Consider the following 19,630-nt stretch of genomic DNA (forward strand, 5'->3'; position numbering starts at 1 on the left):
TCGAGGAGGAGCCATGAGCCGCCCCTATGGCCACCCGATTCAGGCCAGTTCGCATGCCGCCGAGCGCATTACCGACGAGCACAAGGCGGTGTTCGCCGCAGACGGCGTGGTGAAGGTGACCCATGCGGTGTCGGACGGGTGGGTCGAACGGGTGCTCAACGTGGCCGACCAGCAGCTGCGCGAGCCCGGCAAATGGGTGTCAGACACGAATCCGGGAGCGTCGGAGAATCGTCTGTTCACGAGCCGGTACCGGTGGGAGATCGATCCGGTCATCGGCGATTTCGTTTTTGGCTCCGGCATGGCGCAGATGGCCGCGGCGCTGATGGGCTCGGATACCGCCCGCTTCTACTTCGACCACCTGCTCATCAAGGAACCGCGGACAGCCAACCCCACCCCGTGGCACCAGGACATCCCGTACTGGCCCTTCTTGGGCAAGCAGATCTGCTCTGCGTGGGTGGCGATGACGCCCGTGACCGTGGCAGAGAGCTCGCTCGAGTTCGTGCGAGGTTCGCACAGCTGGGACGCCTACTACGCACCCGAGTCTTTCGACGGCAAGAAGGGCTTCATGGCCGACTTCGAAGGCGAGAAGATGCCCGACGTCGAGGCTGACCGGGCCGCGTACGACATCATCGGGTTCGACGTCGAGCCCGGCGATGCGCTGTTCTTCTCATCGTGGATCGTCCACGGCTCGCCGGGCAATGCCGGCGATCACCGGCGCGTCGCACTGTCGACCCGCTGGCTGGGCGACGACGCCGTGTGGTACCCCCATCCCGGGTGCGATCCCATCGTGGGCGACGATGACACCACATCAGTCGCCGGCGAGTATCCCGCCGACAACGACAAGTTCCCGCTCGTCGCTGCGTAGCGCTCCCGCGGCTCAGAGCCGCGGGTCGACCGGCTCGCTCTCGAGCGCGAGCACGGCAAAAGCGCACTGGTGAACCCGGGACAGGTGCTCGTTGGCCACGAACCGCTCGAGGGCTTCGATGCCGAGTGCGAATTCCCGCCGTGCCAGCGACGACTTGCGCTTGAGCGATCGCTGGCGGAGTCGCTGCAGGTTCTCCGGCGCGAGGTATTCGGCTCCATAGATGAGGCGGAGATATTCCCGGCCGCGGCACTTGACGCCCGGCTGCACGAGGCCCTTGTCGTTGACCGTGACGGGATCGGCGGGCTTGGCCACCATGCCCTCGCCACCGCGCTCGGTCATCGAATGCCACCAATCGGTCGCATCGGCAATCGACGCATCGTCGTCCGTTTTGACGTAATGGCGATCAGTGCGGCGGAGCAGATCGGGGGCCTGGGCAATCAGCGCGTCGATCTCTTCGAGGTGCCACGCATGCGGCCGACGACCGAGGACCTCAGAGTCGGCGGCCAGGATCTGGAACGGGGCGATCTCGACGCCGTCGATGCCGTCGGTGTCCCAGCAGTACTGCCGGTATGCGTCGATGAACGACCCGAGGTGGGATGCCCGCTCATCGGTACGGGCTGATAGCTCGTCGAGCATCACGTCTCGCTCGGCGGCGTCGGCGATCAGCTTGCTCGCCGTGCTCAGGGCGGCAGTGCCTGCGGCTCCCGTTGCGGCGTACAGGTCTCGGATCAGCTCGACACCCTTCGCCGACCAGGGCAGCAGCTCGGCGTCGAGCAGGAGCCAATCGGTCCCGAGGCGATCCCACAGCCCGGTGCTTTCGGCCGCAGCACGCAGTTGTGCGAGCAGTGATGCTGTCGCTGCGGGCTCGGCGAAGAACGCCCGTCCCGTACGGGTCACGATGACTCCGGCAGCCTGGTTGGCGATGCCGAACCGGGCCTCGGCGGCATCCGCGTCGCGTGCCATCACCACCACAGCCCGCGAGCCCATGTGCTTCTCCTGGCACACGACCTCACGCACGCCGGCACGCCGGAAGTAGGCGAAGGCCTCGTCAGGATGCTCCAGGTAGCCGTCGCGAGTGCTTGTGGCTACTGGCGCCATTGTGGGCGGGAGATAGGGGAGCCAGCGGGGATCGACGGCGAAGCGGCTCATGACCTCGAGGGCCGCGCTCGACTGCTCAGCTTCGATGGTGAGGCGGCCTGCGAGCGACGTGTCCACGACGAGCTTGCCTTCCACATCGCTGATGTCAAGCGAGGCGTGCGCCCGATCGCCGACAGGAGGCTCGGCCTTGAGCGGCCGGATGGGCTCGTAATGCACCTCAGCCGCCCGCACCGACACCAAGTCGCGCTCGGGCCAGCGCAGCGCGGTCAGCTCGCCGCCGAAGACTGCGCCGGTGTCGACGCAGATCGTGTTGTTGACCCATTCCGCGGCAATCACCGGCGTGTGGCCGTACACCACGGCGGCGTCGCCCCGATAGTCGGCGGCCCACGGGTAGCGGACAGGCAAGCCGTACTCGTCGCTCTCGCCGTCGGTGTCGCCGAAGAGCGCGATGTCACGCACCCGAGCCGACGCCCGTCCGTGGTATCGCTCGGGAAGGCCCGCATGGGCGACCACCAAGCGGCCGCCGTCGAGCACGTAGTGGCTGATGAGTCCGTCGATGAAGGAGGCAACCTGATCGCGGAAGGCGGCACTGCGCTGTTCGAGCTGAGCGAGCGACTCGGCCAGTCCGTGCGTCATCTGCACTTGGCGTCCCGCCAACGCTCGTCCCAGCTTGTTCTCGTGATTGCCTGCGATGCAGAGCGCGCTGCCGTTCTCGACCATCGACATCGCCACCTCGAGCACCTCGGCGACGCCTGGTCCACGATCGACGAGGTCGCCCACGAACACCGCCCGCCGATTGTCGGGGTGCGCGATCGGTCGAGCGGTGACGTCGTAGCCCAAGCGATCGAGCAGCTCGATGAGCTCGGTGTGACAGCCATGAACGTCGCCGATGATGTCGAATGGCCCGGCGTCGTCCCGGCGGTCGCACCAGAGCTTGGTGCGACCGATGCGCACGGAGTCCAGCTCGTCGCCGGAGCCGATCGTGTAGACCCGGCCGAAACCTTCCTTGCGCAGACGCCGAGCATTGCGGCGCAGCGTCTCGTGCTGGCGCTTGATGGCATGGCGTGGCGTCTGCCGGTCCCGGCGAGCGTTGTTTCGCTCGACGCACAGCGCCAGCGGCAGGTCGAAGACAATGGCCGTGACCATCAGGTCGGCCCGGCGCGCCAACTCCACCAGCGACTTGCGGTCGGGTGCCTTAGTATTGGTGGCGTCGACCACGGTGAGGCGTCCGATTTCGAGCCGCTTGCGCACGATGGTGTGCAGCAGGTCGAAGGCCTCCGCAGTGACCGTCTGGTCAGTCTCGTCGTCGCCCACCATGGCCCGGCACTGATCGCTCGACACGACCTCGGTGGCAGCGAAGTGCCGCCGGGCGAAGGTGGACTTGCCCGAACCCGACGCACCGCACAGCACGACCAGCCCCGGTTCGGCGATCTCGATCTCGGTCAGCACTGGCCTCATCGGACGCTGCTCATGCTGCCCGGCGGAAGACCGCCATCTGGGTCGGCGGCCCGCACTCGGGATCCTCAGGTCCGATGCCGCTGATGTCGCAGCCGTAGCCGTATTCGGCCCCGACGCCGTGCGCCCACGCTGCAAATTCGTCGCGCGTCCACTCGAATCGGTGGTCGCCGTGACGCAGTCCGGTCGGGCCCAAGTACTCGAAGTTGACGTTGTATTCGCGGTTGGGCGTCGTCAACACCACCGCCGATGGGCCGGCGTGGCCGAACACGACATCGGCAAACACGTCGAGACGCTCGGGGTCGACGTGCTCGACAACTTCCACCAGCGTGGCGACATCGAAGCTGCGCAGGCGCGCATCGGTATAGGTGAGGGAGCCCTGCAGCAGCGAGATTCGCTCGCGGCGACGTTCGGACATCTCGCCGAGTCCGAGGCGTCGCCCCGCGCGCTCGAGTGCCCCGATGGAGGTGTCCATGCCGAGTACTTCAGTTACAGCGGGTTCGTCAATGAGCCGCTGCAACAGCCGTCCCTCACCGCATCCCAGGTCGGCGACCCGCCCCGCGCCCACGTTCCGCACGGCGTCCATGACTGCATCCAATCGCGACTCCCGCAGGTTCATCTGGCGCTCGTTCGCCTGCTCCGCGTCGTCATTTCGCTGGTCGGCCCGATCAACATCCTCGCCGGCTTCGGCGAGACGCGTCAGTGCTTCGCGGGCGAGCGTGCCAAAGCGCAGGTAGCGCCGAGTGATCATTTCCGACTCGGGGTGCGCGGCCAGCCACTCGCCTCCCCGCCGCATCAGCTTGTCGACTTCGTCGGGCCCGATCCAATAGTGCTTGCGGTCGTCAAGCACCGGCAGCATGACGTAGAGATGCTCCAGAGTGCGGCGGATGGTGTGCTGACCCGTCAACCCGACCGACAGATACCGGCTGTCTCCCCAAGTCTCGAACTCCGTGTCGAGGGGAATGGCCGCGCTCTCGACGTCGTAGCCCAGCGGCTCGAACAGCCGTCGAAGCAGTTCCGCACCTCCCCGCACTCCGAGTACCGGCAGCTCGACTTCAAGATCAAGGGGCCGATCGACAAGTTCGGGCCGGGCCTCGCATGTGCCGGCGAGCGCCGTGCGGAACAGCCGGCCGATGGCCACGCTCAGCATCGATGATGCCGCATATGGCCGATCGTTCACGTAGGGCTCGAGTCCTCCGAGATGCAGCGGCCGCCGTCCTGGACGGCGCTGAGACACAGCGAACGAGTCGACCTCCACGAACAACGTGGCCGTGCAGCGATCCGGTGCCGCCTGGGGGTAGAAGACATGGGCGCGCCCAAATCCGACGTCGACAGATCGCACCCGATTGGGATGCTTGTGCAGCAGGTATCCCAAGTCGGTCGCATCCGGTGTTGTCGACGTCAGCGAGACGAGCATGAAGCACCCATTCAATCGGCACGGCGACGTGCCGGTCCACAGGATTTCGGACGCCCTTCGGCCCGGCACGGCCCGATGGCGAGCGATATCCCCTCGTCGCCGCGTAGCGCAGCTGCCGCCCGACGAGTTAGTAGCAGTGACTACTAGAACGCGAGTAGTTTCGGGGTGTGGACTACCCAGCCTCCGTTGCTGTCCAACCCTCAGAGCGCGTGGCGAACTGGCGTCCGCTGGTCCACTGGATCATGCTGATCCCGCACTTCGTGATCCTCGCCGTGTTCCACATCGTGGCTTGGCTGCTCGCGATCTTGACCATGCTCGTGGTTCTCTTCACCGGCAAGCTGCCGGCAGGCATCGCGAGCTTCCAAGTGATGTACATCCGCTATTACCACCGTGTGCTGTCGTACGTGCACATCATCCACGACCAGTACCCGCCATTTGAATTCCCTTCGTCGGAAGAGGATCCGGGCGGTTCGCCGGTGGCGGTGAATATCGCAGTGCCGTCGGGGAACCGCAATCGTCTGGCAGCACTGTTCCGTCCGATCTACGGGCTGCCGCAGATCGTTTTCGTCACCGTCTACTCGTATCTCGTCGTAGCAGTGGTGACGATCGCCTACCTCATCATCCTGTTCACCGGCCGCTGGCCCGTAGGCATGCGCAACTTCGTGATCGGGTTCTACCGGGCCCATGCGCGCTACTTGGCCTTCATGTACATGCTCACCGACAAGTACCCGCCCTTCAGCGCCGCCGCATAGAGCCTGTTCTCGCCCGCCGCTCGACCATGCATCGAGCGTTCCAGGCTTCCAAGTAGGTTCGGCTGCATGGTTTATCCAGCTTCCCTCATGGTCGAGTCACCGGAGCGGATCGCCAACTGGCGTCCATTGCTGCAATGGCTCTTGGCGCTGCCGCATTGGATCATCGTGACCGTTCTCGGTTATGTGTCCTCTGCGGTCAGCTTCATCTCGTGGTTCGCGATCCTGTTCACCGGCCGCCTTCCGGCGGGACTGGCGAACTTCCAGATCATGTACCTGCGCTACAGCGCCCGCCTCAACGCGTACGCAGGGTTCCTGCACAGCAGCTACCCGCCGTTCGCATTTGACATGACGGGTGATGACCCCGGCGGCACTCCGGTGTCAGTGAATGTGCAGCCCCAGCTTGACGGCCGCAATCGTCTGACAACGCTGGTGCGGCTGATCCTGGCCATCCCGGCGATGCTGTTCGCGCTGGTCGTCGGCATCATTGCCATGGTGGTGCACCTGCTGGGCTTCCTGGCAGTGCTGTTCACCGGTCGCTGGCCGGCAGGGCTGCGCGGCTGGGTCGTGTCGGCCATGGGCGTGGACTTGCGTCTCGGTGCGTACATGGGCCTGCTGACCGACGACTACCCGCCCTTCAGCCTCGACGCCTGAGCCGCCAGCTGCTTGTTCGGCAGCGCCAACATCTATCTCGGTCGGGCGTGTCCTGCCGAACAGTCCGCAATGCGGCGGGGCTACCGTGCGGGCGGTGAGCGAATCCCCTCGGAGTGTGACTGCCATGAGTGAGACAACCGGCGGCGAGGCCGTCGCGGCGACGCTGGCGCGCCTCGGCGTGCGGCACGTGTTCGGGATCGTCAGCGTCCACAACCTGCCGATGTATGAGGCGCTTTCCGTGCGTGACGACATCGAGGTCGTCAAGGTCCGCCACGAGCAGGCGGCCGCGCATGCCGCCGACGCCTACTACCGCGCCACCGGTGAGATGGGGGTGCTGCTCACCTCCACCGGCCCCGGCGCCGCCAACGCCGTGCCCGGTCTCTACGAGGCGTCGTTCACGAGTTCCGCAGTGCTGATGGTGACCGGTCAGACCGAGTCACGGTTCTATGGCAAGGGGAAGGGCTTCCTGCACGAGAACGATCAGCAGGTCGACATGCTGCGCTCCGTGTGTCGCAGCGTGGCATCGGTACGGCATCCCAGCGAGATCTCTGCCGAGATCGCCCGCGTCGCCGACGACATCCGCACCGGTCGCCCGCAGCCGGGTGCTGTGGAGATCCCGATCGACTTCCAGTACGCCAAGGTCGGCGATGGGCCCATCGCCGGCTCATCCGAGGTGCCCCGCCTTCGGCCAGATGCATCGTTGCTCGACGATGCTGCCGAGCGATTGGCTGCAGCTCAGCGCCCGCTGATCTGGGCCGGTGGCGGCGTCGTCAGCGCCGATGCGTCAGCCGAGCTCACCGCACTGGCTGAGCGGCTCGGCGCTCCGGTCGTGACGACCATCGAGGGTCGCAGCGCGCTGAGCGAGCTGCACCCGCTGTCGCTGGGCTTCCGCTCGGACCGCCCCCAGATGGCCGAGGTTTTTGCCGAGGCCGACCTGCTGCTCGCCGTGGGCACCCGGTTCCAGAACTACGCCACCCGGGTGTGGGCGCTGCGTTTGCCCGACGAGCTGATCCACCTTGATGCCGACCCCGGCGTGATCGGTCTCAACTACCCGGCGTCGCTGGCCGTCGTCGGCGACGCGAAGCTCAGCCTGGCCGGGCTGCTCGAGCGGCTGGGCGATGTCAGCCCCACCATCGACGACGGCTACGTCGAGCGGGCACGCAAGCACCGCTCGTCTGACATCGAGGCGATGCGGGAGGAGATCGGCCCCGACCACGCGGCGATCTGCGACGCGATCCGCCGCATGCTCCCCGACGAAGCCCGCATCGTGCGCGACACCACCGTGCCCGGCTACATGTGGGGCAACCGGCTGCTGCCGATCGTGGCGCCGCGCACGTCCATCCGGGCGGCCAACGCTGCCATCGGGCCGGGCGTGCCGATGGCGGTCGGTGCGGCGCTCGCCACCGGCCAGCCGACCGTGGTGATCCAGGGCGACGGCGGGCTGATGCTGTCGGTGGGGGAGATCTCGACGCTCGCCGAGCACGACCTGCCCGTCATCGTGTGCGTCTTCAACGACGGCGGCTACGGCGTGCTGCGCATTATCCAGGATGCCCTGTGGGACTCCCACCACGGCACAGAGATCGGCGGCATCGACTTCGTCGCCGTGGCCGAGGCCATGAGCGTTCCGGCCCGGCGCGTACGCAGCGTCGCCGAGTTCGAAGCTGCCTTCGGCGAAGCGGTTGCCCGTGCCAGCGGCGAATCGGGCTCCGCGGGACCGTCGCTGATCGACATCGACCTCACCGCGCTCATCCCGATCACATTCCCGCTCCCCGCCCACCAGCGCCGCCGCGACGACTGAGCACCAGCCCGTGGCCACACGCCCTGTGATCTCCGTATTCGAAAAATCAAGCAGCGTGCGCCTGCGGCACGCGTACAATCCTGCGCCAATTGGAGAAGCTGTCGTGAGTGTGGGGGGCAGACATGCCTGAAATCGGAAATGCACCGCATGTCGACGCGCTCGACATGCTCGTGAAACGGGAGCCACAGCGACATGACCTGATTGTGGGATTCGTCGGTGCTATCGGTACTCCTTGGGAGCAAGTCATTCGCAGCTTTGAAGAGTCATTCAAACGATTCGATTACACGGTTGAGTTGATACATCTTGCAAGTCTCTTGGACGATCTCGGGCCTCAGATATTTCAGGAACTGCCAGAACGCGATTCTGCCGAGTACTACGACCGACGGATGAATGCAGGCGACGAATTGAGATCGAGTGCCAAGAACGCGGCTGCGATGGCCGCCCTCGCCGTGAGACAGATTGTACGCCTGAGGAAATCCCGCACATCCAAGGTACCTGTCGCGTATCTGTTGCGCAGTCTCAAGCACCCAAGTGAGATCGATCTCTTGCGTTACGTCTACGGAAGTGCGTTTTTTGCAGTCGGAGTTGTGTGCAGTGCGCAAGAACGTCGTGAGGTTCTTTCCGATTCGCTGTCATTGTTCGAGGATCACAAATCACAAGTAGAAGAACTTGTTGCACGCGACCAAGCCGATAGCTCCAATCGAGAATATGGCCAGAAGGTCCGCGACGCTTACGAACTGGCAGACGCGTATGTGCCAGGCAATCGTGGTATCAACGTATCGCTTGAGATCAATCGTTTCGTCGATACCATATTTGGAGCGCCATTCGTGACACCCACGCCTGGTGAGGAGGCGATGTTCTTTGCAGACGGTGCGTCGCTTCGATCTGCTGCTGCAGGTCGTCAAGTAGGAGCAGCCCTGCTGCCGGTTATTGGGACGCCTATAGTTGCAGGCGTCAATGAGGTCCCAAAGCCAGGGGGTGGCCAGTACTGGGAAGGCGATTCACCCGATTATCGCGACTTCAGGGCAGGCAGAGATCCAAACCCGAACTTCGTGCAAGAGCTTATCCAAGACCTGCTCGTGACGCTCAGGAATACGGGCTTACTGCAGGACGATCTAGCCAACAAGACCGGGCCCGAACTCTTGGAGTTGGCGCGGAGCGCGGGAGATTCGACAGCACCGTCTCTGAAGGACGCCTATGTCGCGTCACTGATAGAATTCACCCGTTGTCTACACGCTGAGCAGGCGGCGATCATTAACGCTGCACGTGGCGGTGTTTCTACACAGGATGCAGTTCTTTATAGCACCGCATTTCCGTGTCATGAATGTGCGAAGATGATCGTCGGTGCTGGTATTTCCGAAGTTCAATATATCGAACCTTATCCGAAGAGCTTGGTCGACCGCCTGTTTCGGAACGAAATTGACACATCTCCAGACAGATTCGGTGATGATGGGGAAGCGCAATCGGCCAATCGGCTGCCATTTGTCCAGTTCACCGGTATCGCTCCCCGATGGTATTCTCAAGCGTTCAGGGCACAGGAGCGTCGCATGGGTAACAAACTCGTGGATTTTGTTCGCAGTGAGGCCAACCCACGTTCTAACGACTGGATTCAGCTTGCAGTCGAAGAACTCGAGTCGGGTGTGATAGAGTCGATTACTGAAACTATTGATGGAATGGATTCGCACCAAACCGTTGAGTCTGATAGCAGCGCACCCGATGCAGATGCCGAGCAATCACGTGATGTCGGAACCATTTCGGAACTTCCACGTGTACATGAAAGATAGCCAGTTCAGTTGAAACGAATTGAGGATTGATGAGCGGAGATGACGCAATCTTTGACGAAATCGCGGATGACGCACGTCGGCATTTGCGAGAGATGCCCTTCGAAAAGCTCGGGCCAGCAGCGCGGCGGCTCGTATCGGCCGTTCCTTACGTCCGGACGCCGGTAGGCAACCCCATGTCTGAACTTCAGGGGATCGATGGGGGTGCGACGACGGAGAGTTCGGCGGTACAGCCACCGCTCATGGGCCTTTCGACGCTGGAATAGCCGAGATCTGAAGGGTGCACGGTGAGTAGGAGACTAACTACACACAACCCCTGAGCAGCCGCGGCTCCGCTGCCAATGGGATGCCGTTCTGATCGCGATCGGACCGTCAAACTCGCTCAGAGGCCGGAGGTGTCGGCGTCGGGGTCGAAGAAGGTGCGGCCGGCCAGCTCCATCACCGGCATCGCAACCATGAAGTGAGCCGAGGCGGTCTGGGCATCGCGCAGGTGGCGTTGCAGCGGGGATGCTTCGAACACCGCCGTGCCGCCTACGGCGTTGTTCATCGACTGGATGACTCGCAGGCTGGTTTGCATCGCATGGGTGGTTGCCGTGCGCAGGTCACGGCGGAGTTCCAAGTCGGACAGGCCGTGCTGTGCGCGCTCCCACGCGGCATCGATGCACGTGTACAGCAGCGTCCGGGCCGCCCGTACCTCGGTGTCTGCCACCGCCACGGCGCTGTGCAGTGCCGGCCGCTGGCCCAGGGTGCGCCGCGAGCCTTGGGGCACCTTCGACTTGGCGACGTCGATGACCTCGTCCACGCACGCCCGGGCCATCCCCAGCGCGATCGCGCCGATGGGCAGTGCCAGCAGGCCGAACAGCGGCATGCGGTACAGCGGCTCAGCGGCATACGGCGACTTCAGGATGGCCCGCTCGTAGGCGATGCGCGATGCAGGCAGCCAGACATCGTGAGCCTCGAATGTGCTCGAACCCGAGCCGCGCAGCCCGCTGGTGTACCAGTCGTCGTGGAGCACGATGTCGTCGGGCCGGAAGAACGCCCGGCCAAGCGCTGGCCGAGGGTCGCCCTCATCGGCACCGCTGGGTCCAGCCTCGTCGCCGCTGTCGTCGCCACCGCGTCGAGCGGTATCCCCGCTGCCGATCTGCACGCCGCCGGAGATCCACTCTGCGTTGTGAGAGCCCGATGCCCAGGCCCAGCGGCCGCTTACGACGTACCCGTCGGTACCGTCGGGCCCGGGCGCGGCCGTGGCTGTTCCCGAGTGTGCGAACACCCCGGCCGTGATGACGTCGGGATTCTCCAGCAACTCTGCGAGCTGGGCTGGCTCGAGTGCGGCGAACATGATCTGCGATGTCGCACCGATGAACGTACACCACGCTGCGGAGGCATTGCCCATGGCGAGCACTTCGCTGATCTCAGCGACCACCGCCGGTGGAAGCCCCAGTCCGCCCAGTTCGGGCGGCACCAGCGTCCGGTAGAAGCCCGCCTCGGCAAGCGACTCTGCGAGATCCTGCGGAAGCTGTCGCAGCCGGTCGATCTCCGGGCTGCGCTCGCGCAGCTCGGGCACGAGTCCTGCCGCCGCCGCCGCCAGCATCTTGTTGCCGGCAGTCTCGCCGGCGACTGCGGAGTTCACGGCGAAGCGTCCTGCTGCGCGTTGGCCGCTGCCGACACCGGCTCGCACTCGAACGGCACGCCCAGCTCGTCGCCGACACGGCCAAGCGACCGGACGACCGACGCGGGGTAGCTGACGGTGCCAGCCGCAGTCCGCCGGTCCATCTCAAGTTGTTCGAGCTCGCCCGGCAGGTACACGGTCTGGCCCGGCAGCACGTCTTCTTCGCCGGCAGCGCGGATCTGGTCGACCATGTCCTCGATGTCGTCGAAGTAGCCCTCACGGTCGCGGAACACACCCGGGTCCATCAGCAGGAAGAACTGCCCCCTCCGCCCCACGGCCACATCGCCGGTGTGGGCTGAGCCGCCCAGGATTCCTGCGGCGATGTTCGAGGCGGTGATCATGCCGATGCCCTTGTAGCCGCCGATGGCCGGCACGATGCCGCGCATCGCCACGTCGGGATCGACCGTGGGGTTGCCGTCGCGGTCCAGGAATCCCCACTCCACCGGGATCTCCGAGCCCTCGGAACGGGCCCGCAGCACCTTGCCGAGCGCGACGGGCGTGATGGCCATGTCGAGCACGATCGGCGGCTGGGCGCGGCGGGGGAACGTCCACACGATCGGGTTGTTGCCGAACAGCTTGCGGCGGCTGCCGAACGGCGCCAGGTTCGGCACCGACGTGGTGGTGCCGTAGCAGACGAATCCGGCCTCGGCGGCCTGGTACGGGTAGTTCGCGCCGCAGCCCCAGTCGTTGGAATTGCGGATCACGCCAACCACCAGACCGCTCTCGCGGGCGGCGTCAATGAGCTGCTCCATGAACCGGGTGATCACCAGCTGCCCGAGCCCGTGGTGCCCGTCGGCTACGAGCACTGACGGCGTGCGGGTGACGATCTCGCACTGCGCAGTCGGGTCAGTCGTGCCGTCGCGGAACCAATTGACGTACCAACTCACCCGCTGGAAGCCGTGCGTGTCGACACCGCGCCGGTCCGACCAGAGCTGGTTGTCGACCACGGTCGCCGCGTCGTCGGCAGCCATGCCGGCCGCCACGTACGCCGCGATGCCCCAGGGCCGGAGCTCGTCGAGGCGAAACGACACCGGTGCGCTGTCGTCGCCCTCCGCCGGCCGGTCGTCAGGTATCCCCCGAGGCAGCGCCTCCCTGCTCCCCTCCTGCTTATTCATGTCCCGTCACCTGCCTTGGTGTCGATCCGCAATCGAGTGTGTACACCCGTAGGCCCGAGTTCGCGCTGGGCCTCGAAGTGATCCGCCGCTGCCGGTTGGAATGGAGCGGCCCCGGCACGACAGTCCACCTGCTGCCTGATGGCTGCACCACACGGGCGCTGCGTGCCATCCCGGCGCCGAGCGATGGGGACATGTGGAGAATTTTAGACTAGCGGGCTGATGAATTGTCGATGAGTGGTCGGACAAATTGTCGATGAGGGAGGTAGGCTCGGAGGGCGTGGAGGAGCACCGGCGGCATCTGAGCGCCAACGTCATCGACGCGCTGGACGCGTCGCGGGCAGTGGTGCTTCACGGCCCGCGACAGAGCGGCAAGACGACGCTGGCTCGGCGGATCGCTGCGGAACGCGGAGGCAGTTATGTCTCGCTTGACGACGATGACGCGCTGGCGGTGGCGCTTGACGATCCCCATGCCTTCCTCGCTGCGTTCCGCCCGCCCGTTGTCATTGACGAGGTGCAACGCGCCGGAGACCGACTGGTGCGAGCAGTGAAGACTGCCGTGGACGACGGGTCGAACGCCACCGGGCGTTTCCTGCTGACTGGCTCGACGAACTTCTTGACCGTGCCGACGATCAGCGAGTCGCTTGCGGGCCGCGTGTCGATCCTGACGCTGTGGCCGTTCAGCCAAGCCGAAATGCGGGGTGCGCCTTCCAGTTCCGCCGAGCGCGTTGGCGAAGATCGCCGCATCAATCCTGTCGAGCAGTGGCTGAGCGGCGACCGCCCGGCCGCGGGGTCACCTCACCCGCCCCTGAGCCGCGGCGACTACTTGGAGATGGTCTGCGTCGGCGGCTTCCCCGAGGTACAGCGGCTCAGCGCAGGCCGGCGCAGCCGATGGTTCACGGGGTACGTCCAGACGGTGGTGAGCCGGGACATAGCCGAACTCGGTGACATCCGACGAGTCGCCGTGCTGCCGCAGATGCTCCGACTGGCAGCCGCGCAGACCTCATCGGAGCTAAACATGTCGCGCTGGGCCGATCAGCTGGGCGCGGATCGAGCAACCGTCCAGTCGTATCTCGGCTGGCTGCGGACGGTCTTCCTCGTCCACGAACTGCCGGCATGGCACCGCAACCGCACGGCACGAGCGGTGCGGCGCCCGAAACTGCACATCGCAGACAGCGGGCTCGCCGCCGGCCTGCTCGGTCTGGACCACGGTGCGCTGGCCTCGCTGAAACACCCCATGACAGGCCCGCTGTTCGAGACGTTCGCGATCAATGAGATCGTGCGGCTCTGCTCCGCCGCCGAGATGCCCGTCACGCTGTACCACTACCGCGACACAACCCAACGCGAGGTCGATCTGGTGGTGGAACGAGCGGACGGAGCTGTCGTGGCCATCGAGGTCAAGGCAACGTCCTCGCCGCGGGCAGAAGACTTGCGCCACCTGGCCCACTTCCGCGACCGTCTCGACACTGTGGACCCCGGCGCATTCCGCGCAGGCGTGCTGCTCCACGCTGGCGTGAACACACTTCCCCAAGGAGACCGCCTGCTGTCCGCCCCGCTCGACACACTCTGGCGCGGGTGAACGCAGCGTCGAGCCGCGCCACCGAGGGGCCGCGTGACAGAGAAGAGGCCTTGGATCCGGTGTGGTTCGCGGGCTGTCCTGATCGCATCTTCAAGTATGGCGACGGTACCGACGTCGCGATGGTGGCTGTGGCTGCGGTAGGCGAGAGGTGCTGATCGCTTCCTCAAGTGCAGAGACAATCCGCTTGCCGCTGCGCTTGAAGCCGATCTCGTCCATCATGGCCTGAACCACGTCACTCTGCGTACGCAGCAGAGTGTCCGATTCGATCCAGCGAGCGAGGCGCGCCAACTCGTCGATGCTGTAGTCGGTGATGCTGTTGCGTCCGCCTGAACCGAGCCGTGGCACATACGGCCGTGGCCCACGTCTGCGCGTGGACCCTTGGTGTTCTCCGCGTCCTCCCTCGCCATCCGCTACCCAGGACGACTCCCCCTAACATGACCACCCACCACCCCCCTTACACAGAACATGTGACACTCCCTCGGTGAACGTCTTGCGGTACGGACCCGACAGATCCATCACTCCCCAGCGGATCTGTCTTCGCCACCGAGACGACCGGGCACCGATCCATTCGGTGGCGCCTTCAGCGCTGCGACCAGGGACTGTGTCGAGCAGCCTGCCGCGTCGAGTGCCGCGGCAGTGTGCCGGTCGCGGTGCGTGTCGACCCCGCCCACGACTCGATTCTCATTTGGCATAATCGGCTGGCCCTCCTCGGAACATCCAACGGACAGGGCACCACCGGCCGGAACGACGGACAGTGCACTCAAGGCGCTCGAACCGACGCTCCTATCAGGTCACATTCGATCCGACCGGCTGGTGCGCGCCCCCGACACGGCGCAGGCCGACAGATCGTTTGCAAGGCACGAAGCCAGCGAAGCGCTGAGTCAGACCCACGCCGGTCAGAGACACAACTACCAGTATGAGTGCGAAGCGCCCCATATGCGGATGCGCCGGGGCAGCCAAGGTTCTCGGCCCACCATCCGGTCAGCGATCCGTCGTCATCGAACACCTCTTCGACGGTTGCACCCGCGAGCGCAGCGTCGAGCCATTCCTCTGACGGCAGCTGCGACAGGGCCTGCATCGTGGCCTCAGTGTCGTTCTGGCTCTCGGAGCGCTTCCCCAGCGCGTCGCTGACGGCCGTGGCGAAATCCTCTGTGTCGGCAGTGCTGTCTTGGTCGGGGGTCAGGTGCCAGCCCGCTTCGTACACGATCGCAAAGGCCCGTTGAGCCGGTCCGCTGGGGTCTCGAAGCCGAGGTGGCGCAGCATCATCTCCGTCGATTCCAGCGCGGCAGTTGGGTTGATGATGCCTTGGCCGGCCATGTCGGGTGCCGTGCCGGGCGCCGATTCGAAGTACGTCCAATCATCGCCGTCTGCTCGCTCATCTCGTTTCGCCTGCCTTCATATCGAACCGTACGCGAGTGTGTACACCGGCAGCCGCTGCTTCGCGCCGGACGGACATGGGAATCAGCGAGTCAGGAAAATGATGTGGACTCCGAGCGACGATGTGCGATGCTGCCGGAGTGAGCCAGTTGCAGCAGGCCCAATTGGCCAACATGGGCGCCATGGCGCAGCCCGATGCTGTGCTCACCCGCTTGGAGGAGCGGTTTGAGAAGCTTCGATCGACGCTTGTCGCTGACCATCCCGGTCAGTGGGCGCTGCTCATCGACCGCGGTTCAAGACTGGTGCCGCTGCTCCAAGTGTTGGACGACGAATGGGACGCGATTCGCGCTGGCTATGCCGACCCCGCCGTCCGCCGCTTCTGTGTCAAGCCGATCCTTGAGGCCGACCCAGAGTTGATGGTGAATTCGTTGGGGGCCCGGCATTGAGTCCGCGGCTGCCCCATGGCCGCTGACGGCCCGCATCACAGGCAGCGGCGCACGCGTCGATTTCGAGTTGAACGCCACGGCCGTCGATGTGCAAGAGCATCGAATGGTCGCGCGCCCGCTGCCGCTGCCAGTCCGCGGCAGGGCACTGATCGACACCGGTACTCAGATGTCCCTGATAAGCGACCGCGTCGCGCAGGCACTCGGCCTTGACCCGACGCGCACAACGGTGCTGCGCACCGCCGCCGGTCGGACTACCGCTCTCTGCTACGCCGTTGCGTTCTCATTCGTGTCGCACGGAACCGTCATCGGCAAGCCTCAAGACCTGATCGTCGGGCGTGCCGACACGCTGCAAGAAGACATGCTGCTTGGCCTCGACGTGCTCCGTCGCAGTCGCATGGAATGGAACGGCCCCACCGCCACTGTTCGCATATTCCGGCACGGCTAGGCCGTCGGCCCGTCTCCGACGGCCTTGGCCGCTGCCGTCAGGGCCTCGACTATTCGCTTGCCGAGTCGCTTGAAACCCAGCTCGGCGGCAAGTTCCGAGATCAGATCGGCTTGGGTACGAAGCAGCGTGTCCCGCTTGATGCGGCTGGTCGCGGCGGGGGAACGCCCACTCGATCGGGTTGTTGCCGAACAGCTTCCGGCGGCTGCCGAACGGCGCGAAATTCGGTGCTGAGGTGGTCGTGCCGTCACGGAACTAGTGCTGTGACCACAAACGTTTGCGCGCTTGTGCTCCACAAATTCCCGCAGCGACAGCGCGTTTCGCCATGATCCGACCCGCCGCGGGTTTGCGGACACCGCACCAGCCGACGTACCAGCTCACCCGCTGGAAGTCGTGGGTGTTGACACCTCGCCGGTCCGACCAGAGCCTGAGGGCCTGTCAGGAATTTTGTGTATCGGGCGTGATCTGAGGGTCCGCAGCCGGGGGCTGTGGGCTGGAGAGGATCATGTCTGTGACTGATCATGACATGCCGGCTGTGCCGGCGAGCGAGGCTGCCGGCGAGGCGGCGATGGCCGACTGGGCCGAGCAGCTGGTGGCCCAGGCCCGCGCTGAGGGCGTGGAGCTGACCGGTGACGGTGGCCTGTTGACCGGGCTGGTGCGCCAGGTGCTCCAGACCGGTCTCGAGGTCGAGATGACCGAGCATCTGGGCTATGAGCGTCACGCTCCTGAGGGCCGCGGCACCCCGAACTCGCGCAACGGGTCGACGCCCAAGCGGGTGACGACCGAGATCGGCGAGGTCGACCTGGCGGTGCCGCGTGACCGGGCGGGCACCTTCGAGCCGACCACGGTGCCCAAGCACCGGCGCCGTCTCGACGGGCTGTCGGGCAACGTGATCAGCCTCTATGCGAAGGGGCTCACCACCGGGGAGATCCAGGACCATCTAGCAGAGATCTACGACACCTCGGTGAGCCGGGAGACGATCTCGAAGATCACCGACGAGATCGTCGCCGACATGGCGGTGTGGCAGAACCGGCCCCTTGAGCCGGTCTACGCCGTGCTGCTGATCGACGCGATCGTCATCAAGGTCCGCGACTCCCAGGTCGCCAACCGGCCCGTCTATGTCGCCATCGGCGTCGATCTCGCCGGCGAGCGCGACGTGCTGGGCCTGTGGCTGGGCCCCGCAGGCGGCGAGGGCGCCAAGCAGTGGGCAGCGATGCTGACCGAGCTGAGAAACCGAGGCCTCGCTGACGCGTTGATCGTGTGCTGCGACGGGCTGCGGGGCCTGCCCGAGTCGATCCGGGCGACCTGGCCCCAGGCCACGGTGCAGACCTGCGTGGTGCACATGGTCCGCAACAGCCTCCGCTACGCCTCCAAACGGCACTGGGGGCCGATCACCAAGGCAATGCGGGAGATCTACACGTCGCCCACCGCCGAGGCCGCCGAGGCACGCTTCGAGAGCTTCGCCGAGGACTGGGAGCACACCTACCCCGCCATGATCGGCTCCTGGCGGCAGGCCTGGGACGAATTCGTGCCGTTCCTGGAGTTCCCCGCTGAGCTGCGCAGAGTCGTCTACACCACCAACGCCATCGAGAGCCTCAACGCCAGATTCCGACGGGCCGTGCGCCATCGAGGCCACTTCCCCAACGAGCAGGCCGCGATGAAGGTCCTCTACCTTGTCGCCAACGCCAGACGCAAAAACCGCAGCAACCTGACCGGAAAGACCAACGGCTGGAAGACCATCCTGAACACCCTGACCGTCCACTACGGCGACCGGATCGCCGACCACATCCGATGAACACCATCACGGCCGGTTACACAAAAAATCTGACAGTCCCGAGCCTGCGCAAAACTGAGGTGTGTCTGAGTCTTCCGCGGAGATGGGCTGGGTGATGAACCTAGTCATGGTGTGTTCTCGGGGTGGTTGTTGGTGTTCCGGCGGTTGTGTTCGAGCTGTTGTTGGCGGGCTCGTTGGAGGCGTTGCCGGCGGGCCTCGCGGATTGTCTGTCCTCGGTGGTGGTGTTCGTCGTCGGGGGTGAGGTAGCCGATGGCTTGGTGCGGTCGCACGTTGTTGTAGTCGTTGCGGACGCGCGCGGCTTCTGTTTCGAGCAGCTCGGGGTGTTCGATGTCGGCGAGGTGGGGCTATTCGTGTTTGATGTGCCCGTAGAGGCTCTCGGTCCGGGCTTGGTCGGTGGGGGTGTTGGGCCGTCCGTGGTGCTGGGCGATCGCCATCATGGCCATCCATGCGCGCGTGTCGCGGCTGGTCATGGCGGGGCCGTTGTCGGACACGGCGGGCAGGATCGGCCGGGCGGGGTCGTCGGCGTCGAGATCGAGACGTTCGTCGGTGAGAAGCTCATTGAGGCCTTGGTCGGCGAGTGCCTGGTCGAGGATGACGCGCACTTGGGTGGAGGTCTCCTCGGTCGTGACGAGGGCGGCGGAACGTCGCCGGCGCCACCCACACGCGGCCCTCATAGGACCCGCGGTGGGCGAGCTTGCGATGAGACCGGTCGGTCGGCCCCCGCTCCTGCGCGACAGCGAGTATCTCCGCGATCTCCTCGGCCAGCAGCCCATGGACCGGCACGCCGCCGGGGGCGGAGTCCTCGAGGGCGCCCAGCTCGCGTCGGCGTGCCCGCCAGCGGTGCACCCGGTCGTCGGACACCTGCCACACGCCGGTCGCCCAGCGGTGCGCCAAGCCCGCCGCGACAGCATCATCGACAGTGCGCAGGACCAGTTCTTTGGCATCGGCGGGGACTCTCGCCGGTACCGGTCCGCTCAGTCCCAGCCCGATTCTCCCCGCACGATCGCCAGCTCTATCGCCTGGGCCTTCACCGCCTCGGCCAGCCGCCCGATCTCCGCCTGCGCCTCTTCGAGCCCCCAGTTCCGCTCGGCGGCGGGGCGTCCCGGCTTGCGGGCCAGCGCAGCCAAAGCGGCGTCCTTGACCGTGCGTCTGATGGTGATCACCGTCGACACGTCCACCCCCCACTTGGGGGCCGCGTCGGCCTGAGTGACAGCGCCGCTGGTCACCTGCAGGTAGATCTCCCACTTCGCCTCCGCCGACAGCCGTTTGGGCCGCCGCCTCTCGCCGGTCGTCACCTGGGACTCCTTCACAAGTCAGCGAGAACAAAACCAGACTTGGACAATCAATCCACCACACATCCGCGGCGAACTCAGACGCAACACACGACGACATC

The 19,630-nt window shown here is 65.5% G+C and carries 16 protein-coding genes and 1 pseudogene; 9 read left to right on the plus strand and 8 right to left on the minus strand.

Annotation, left to right across the window (positions count from 1 at the left end; all coding sequences use genetic code 11):
- The first annotated feature begins 13 nt into the window (after window positions 1-13).
- Complete coding sequence (locus tag ACOGI8_RS03130; RefSeq protein WP_419855437.1) at window positions 14-865, plus strand: phytanoyl-CoA dioxygenase family protein; 852 nt, start codon at window positions 14-16, stop codon at window positions 863-865.
- 12 nt (window positions 866-877) lie between these two features.
- On the opposite strand, the gene ACOGI8_RS03135 is transcribed toward ACOGI8_RS03130, so the two are convergent.
- Window positions 878-3,421: a polynucleotide kinase-phosphatase gene (locus ACOGI8_RS03135; RefSeq protein ID WP_419855438.1), complete on the minus strand. Its 2,544-nt coding sequence runs from the start codon at window positions 3,419-3,421 to the stop codon at window positions 878-880.
- A 10-nt stretch (window positions 3,422-3,431) separates the two neighbouring features.
- On the minus strand, window positions 3,432-4,835 hold the full coding sequence (locus ACOGI8_RS03140; RefSeq protein ID WP_419855439.1) for a 3' terminal RNA ribose 2'-O-methyltransferase Hen1: 1,404 nt from the start codon (window positions 4,833-4,835) through the stop codon (window positions 3,432-3,434).
- A gap of 209 nt (window positions 4,836-5,044) precedes the next feature.
- Between ACOGI8_RS03140 and ACOGI8_RS03145 the strand changes: the two genes are divergently transcribed.
- The 4 genes from ACOGI8_RS03145 (at window position 5,045) to ACOGI8_RS03160 (ending at window position 9,820) form a co-directional block, all read left to right on the plus strand.
- Complete coding sequence (locus ACOGI8_RS03145; RefSeq protein WP_419855440.1) at window positions 5,045-5,587, plus strand: DUF4389 domain-containing protein; 543 nt, start codon at window positions 5,045-5,047, stop codon at window positions 5,585-5,587.
- Between the two features lie 87 nt (window positions 5,588-5,674).
- Window positions 5,675-6,238 carry a DUF4389 domain-containing protein gene (locus ACOGI8_RS03150; protein ID WP_419855441.1) on the plus strand — a complete coding sequence of 188 codons (564 nt, stop codon included), beginning with the start codon at window positions 5,675-5,677 and terminating at the stop codon, window positions 6,236-6,238.
- 124 nt (window positions 6,239-6,362) lie between these two features.
- Window positions 6,363-8,036: a thiamine pyrophosphate-binding protein gene (locus ACOGI8_RS03155; protein ID WP_419855442.1), complete on the plus strand. Its 1,674-nt coding sequence runs from the start codon at window positions 6,363-6,365 to the stop codon at window positions 8,034-8,036.
- 122 nt (window positions 8,037-8,158) lie between these two features.
- The gene (locus ACOGI8_RS03160; RefSeq protein WP_419855443.1) at window positions 8,159-9,820 is read left to right on the plus strand and encodes a deaminase; all 1,662 of its coding nucleotides are present in this window, start codon (window positions 8,159-8,161) and stop codon (window positions 9,818-9,820) included.
- A 379-nt stretch (window positions 9,821-10,199) separates the two neighbouring features.
- Here ACOGI8_RS03160 and ACOGI8_RS03165 read toward each other — a convergent pair whose 3' ends face one another.
- The gene (locus tag ACOGI8_RS03165; protein ID WP_419855444.1) at window positions 10,200-11,447 is read right to left on the minus strand and encodes an acyl-CoA dehydrogenase family protein; all 1,248 of its coding nucleotides are present in this window, start codon (window positions 11,445-11,447) and stop codon (window positions 10,200-10,202) included.
- Window positions 11,444-12,601 (minus strand): Ldh family oxidoreductase, encoded by a 1,158-nt coding sequence (locus tag ACOGI8_RS03170; protein ID WP_419855445.1) that lies wholly within the window; start codon window positions 12,599-12,601, stop codon window positions 11,444-11,446. The genes ACOGI8_RS03165 and ACOGI8_RS03170 overlap by 4 nt, the downstream gene beginning before the upstream one ends.
- Before the next feature lie 253 nt (window positions 12,602-12,854).
- Between ACOGI8_RS03170 and ACOGI8_RS03175 the strand changes: the two genes are divergently transcribed.
- Window positions 12,855-14,177, plus strand: coding sequence for an ATP-binding protein (locus ACOGI8_RS03175; protein WP_419855446.1), 1,323 nt, complete (start codon window positions 12,855-12,857; stop codon window positions 14,175-14,177).
- A gap of 1,179 nt (window positions 14,178-15,356) precedes the next feature.
- Here the strand turns inward: ACOGI8_RS03175 and ACOGI8_RS03180 are convergent.
- Window positions 15,357-15,521, minus strand: a pseudogene (locus ACOGI8_RS03180) (isocitrate/isopropylmalate family dehydrogenase); the annotation flags it as partial.
- Window positions 15,522-15,694: 173 nt separating this feature from the next.
- Here ACOGI8_RS03180 and ACOGI8_RS03185 point away from each other — a divergent pair.
- From ACOGI8_RS03185 to ACOGI8_RS03195, 3 genes are all read left to right on the plus strand, one after another.
- Window positions 15,695-16,000: a hypothetical protein gene (locus ACOGI8_RS03185; RefSeq protein WP_419855447.1), complete on the plus strand. Its 306-nt coding sequence runs from the start codon at window positions 15,695-15,697 to the stop codon at window positions 15,998-16,000.
- Window positions 16,001-16,103: 103 nt separating this feature from the next.
- Complete coding sequence (locus tag ACOGI8_RS03190; RefSeq protein WP_419855448.1) at window positions 16,104-16,445, plus strand: retropepsin-like aspartic protease; 342 nt, start codon at window positions 16,104-16,106, stop codon at window positions 16,443-16,445.
- A 502-nt stretch (window positions 16,446-16,947) separates the two neighbouring features.
- On the plus strand, window positions 16,948-18,237 hold the full coding sequence (locus ACOGI8_RS03195) for an IS256 family transposase (protein WP_419855237.1): 1,290 nt from the start codon (window positions 16,948-16,950) through the stop codon (window positions 18,235-18,237).
- Window positions 18,238-18,341: 104 nt separating this feature from the next.
- On the opposite strand, the gene ACOGI8_RS03200 is transcribed toward ACOGI8_RS03195, so the two are convergent.
- The 3 genes from ACOGI8_RS03200 to ACOGI8_RS03210 all read right to left on the minus strand — a co-directional run bounded on the left by ACOGI8_RS03200 (window position 18,342) and on the right by ACOGI8_RS03210 (window position 19,532).
- Window positions 18,342-18,506 (minus strand): hypothetical protein, encoded by a 165-nt coding sequence (locus ACOGI8_RS03200; protein WP_419855449.1) that lies wholly within the window; start codon window positions 18,504-18,506, stop codon window positions 18,342-18,344.
- A 75-nt stretch (window positions 18,507-18,581) separates the two neighbouring features.
- Window positions 18,582-18,911 carry a hypothetical protein gene (locus ACOGI8_RS03205; protein WP_419855450.1) on the minus strand — a complete coding sequence of 110 codons (330 nt, stop codon included), beginning with the start codon at window positions 18,909-18,911 and terminating at the stop codon, window positions 18,582-18,584.
- Window positions 18,912-19,211: 300 nt separating this feature from the next.
- Window positions 19,212-19,532, minus strand: coding sequence for a helix-turn-helix domain-containing protein (locus tag ACOGI8_RS03210; RefSeq protein ID WP_419855451.1), 321 nt, complete (start codon window positions 19,530-19,532; stop codon window positions 19,212-19,214).
- Between the last annotated feature and the right edge of the window lie 98 nt (window positions 19,533-19,630).

Origin of the sequence: Candidatus Poriferisodalis sp. (assembly GCF_965204195.1) — a bacterium.
In the GTDB taxonomy this organism is placed as follows: Bacteria; Actinomycetota; Acidimicrobiia; order Acidimicrobiales; family Poriferisodalaceae; genus Poriferisodalis.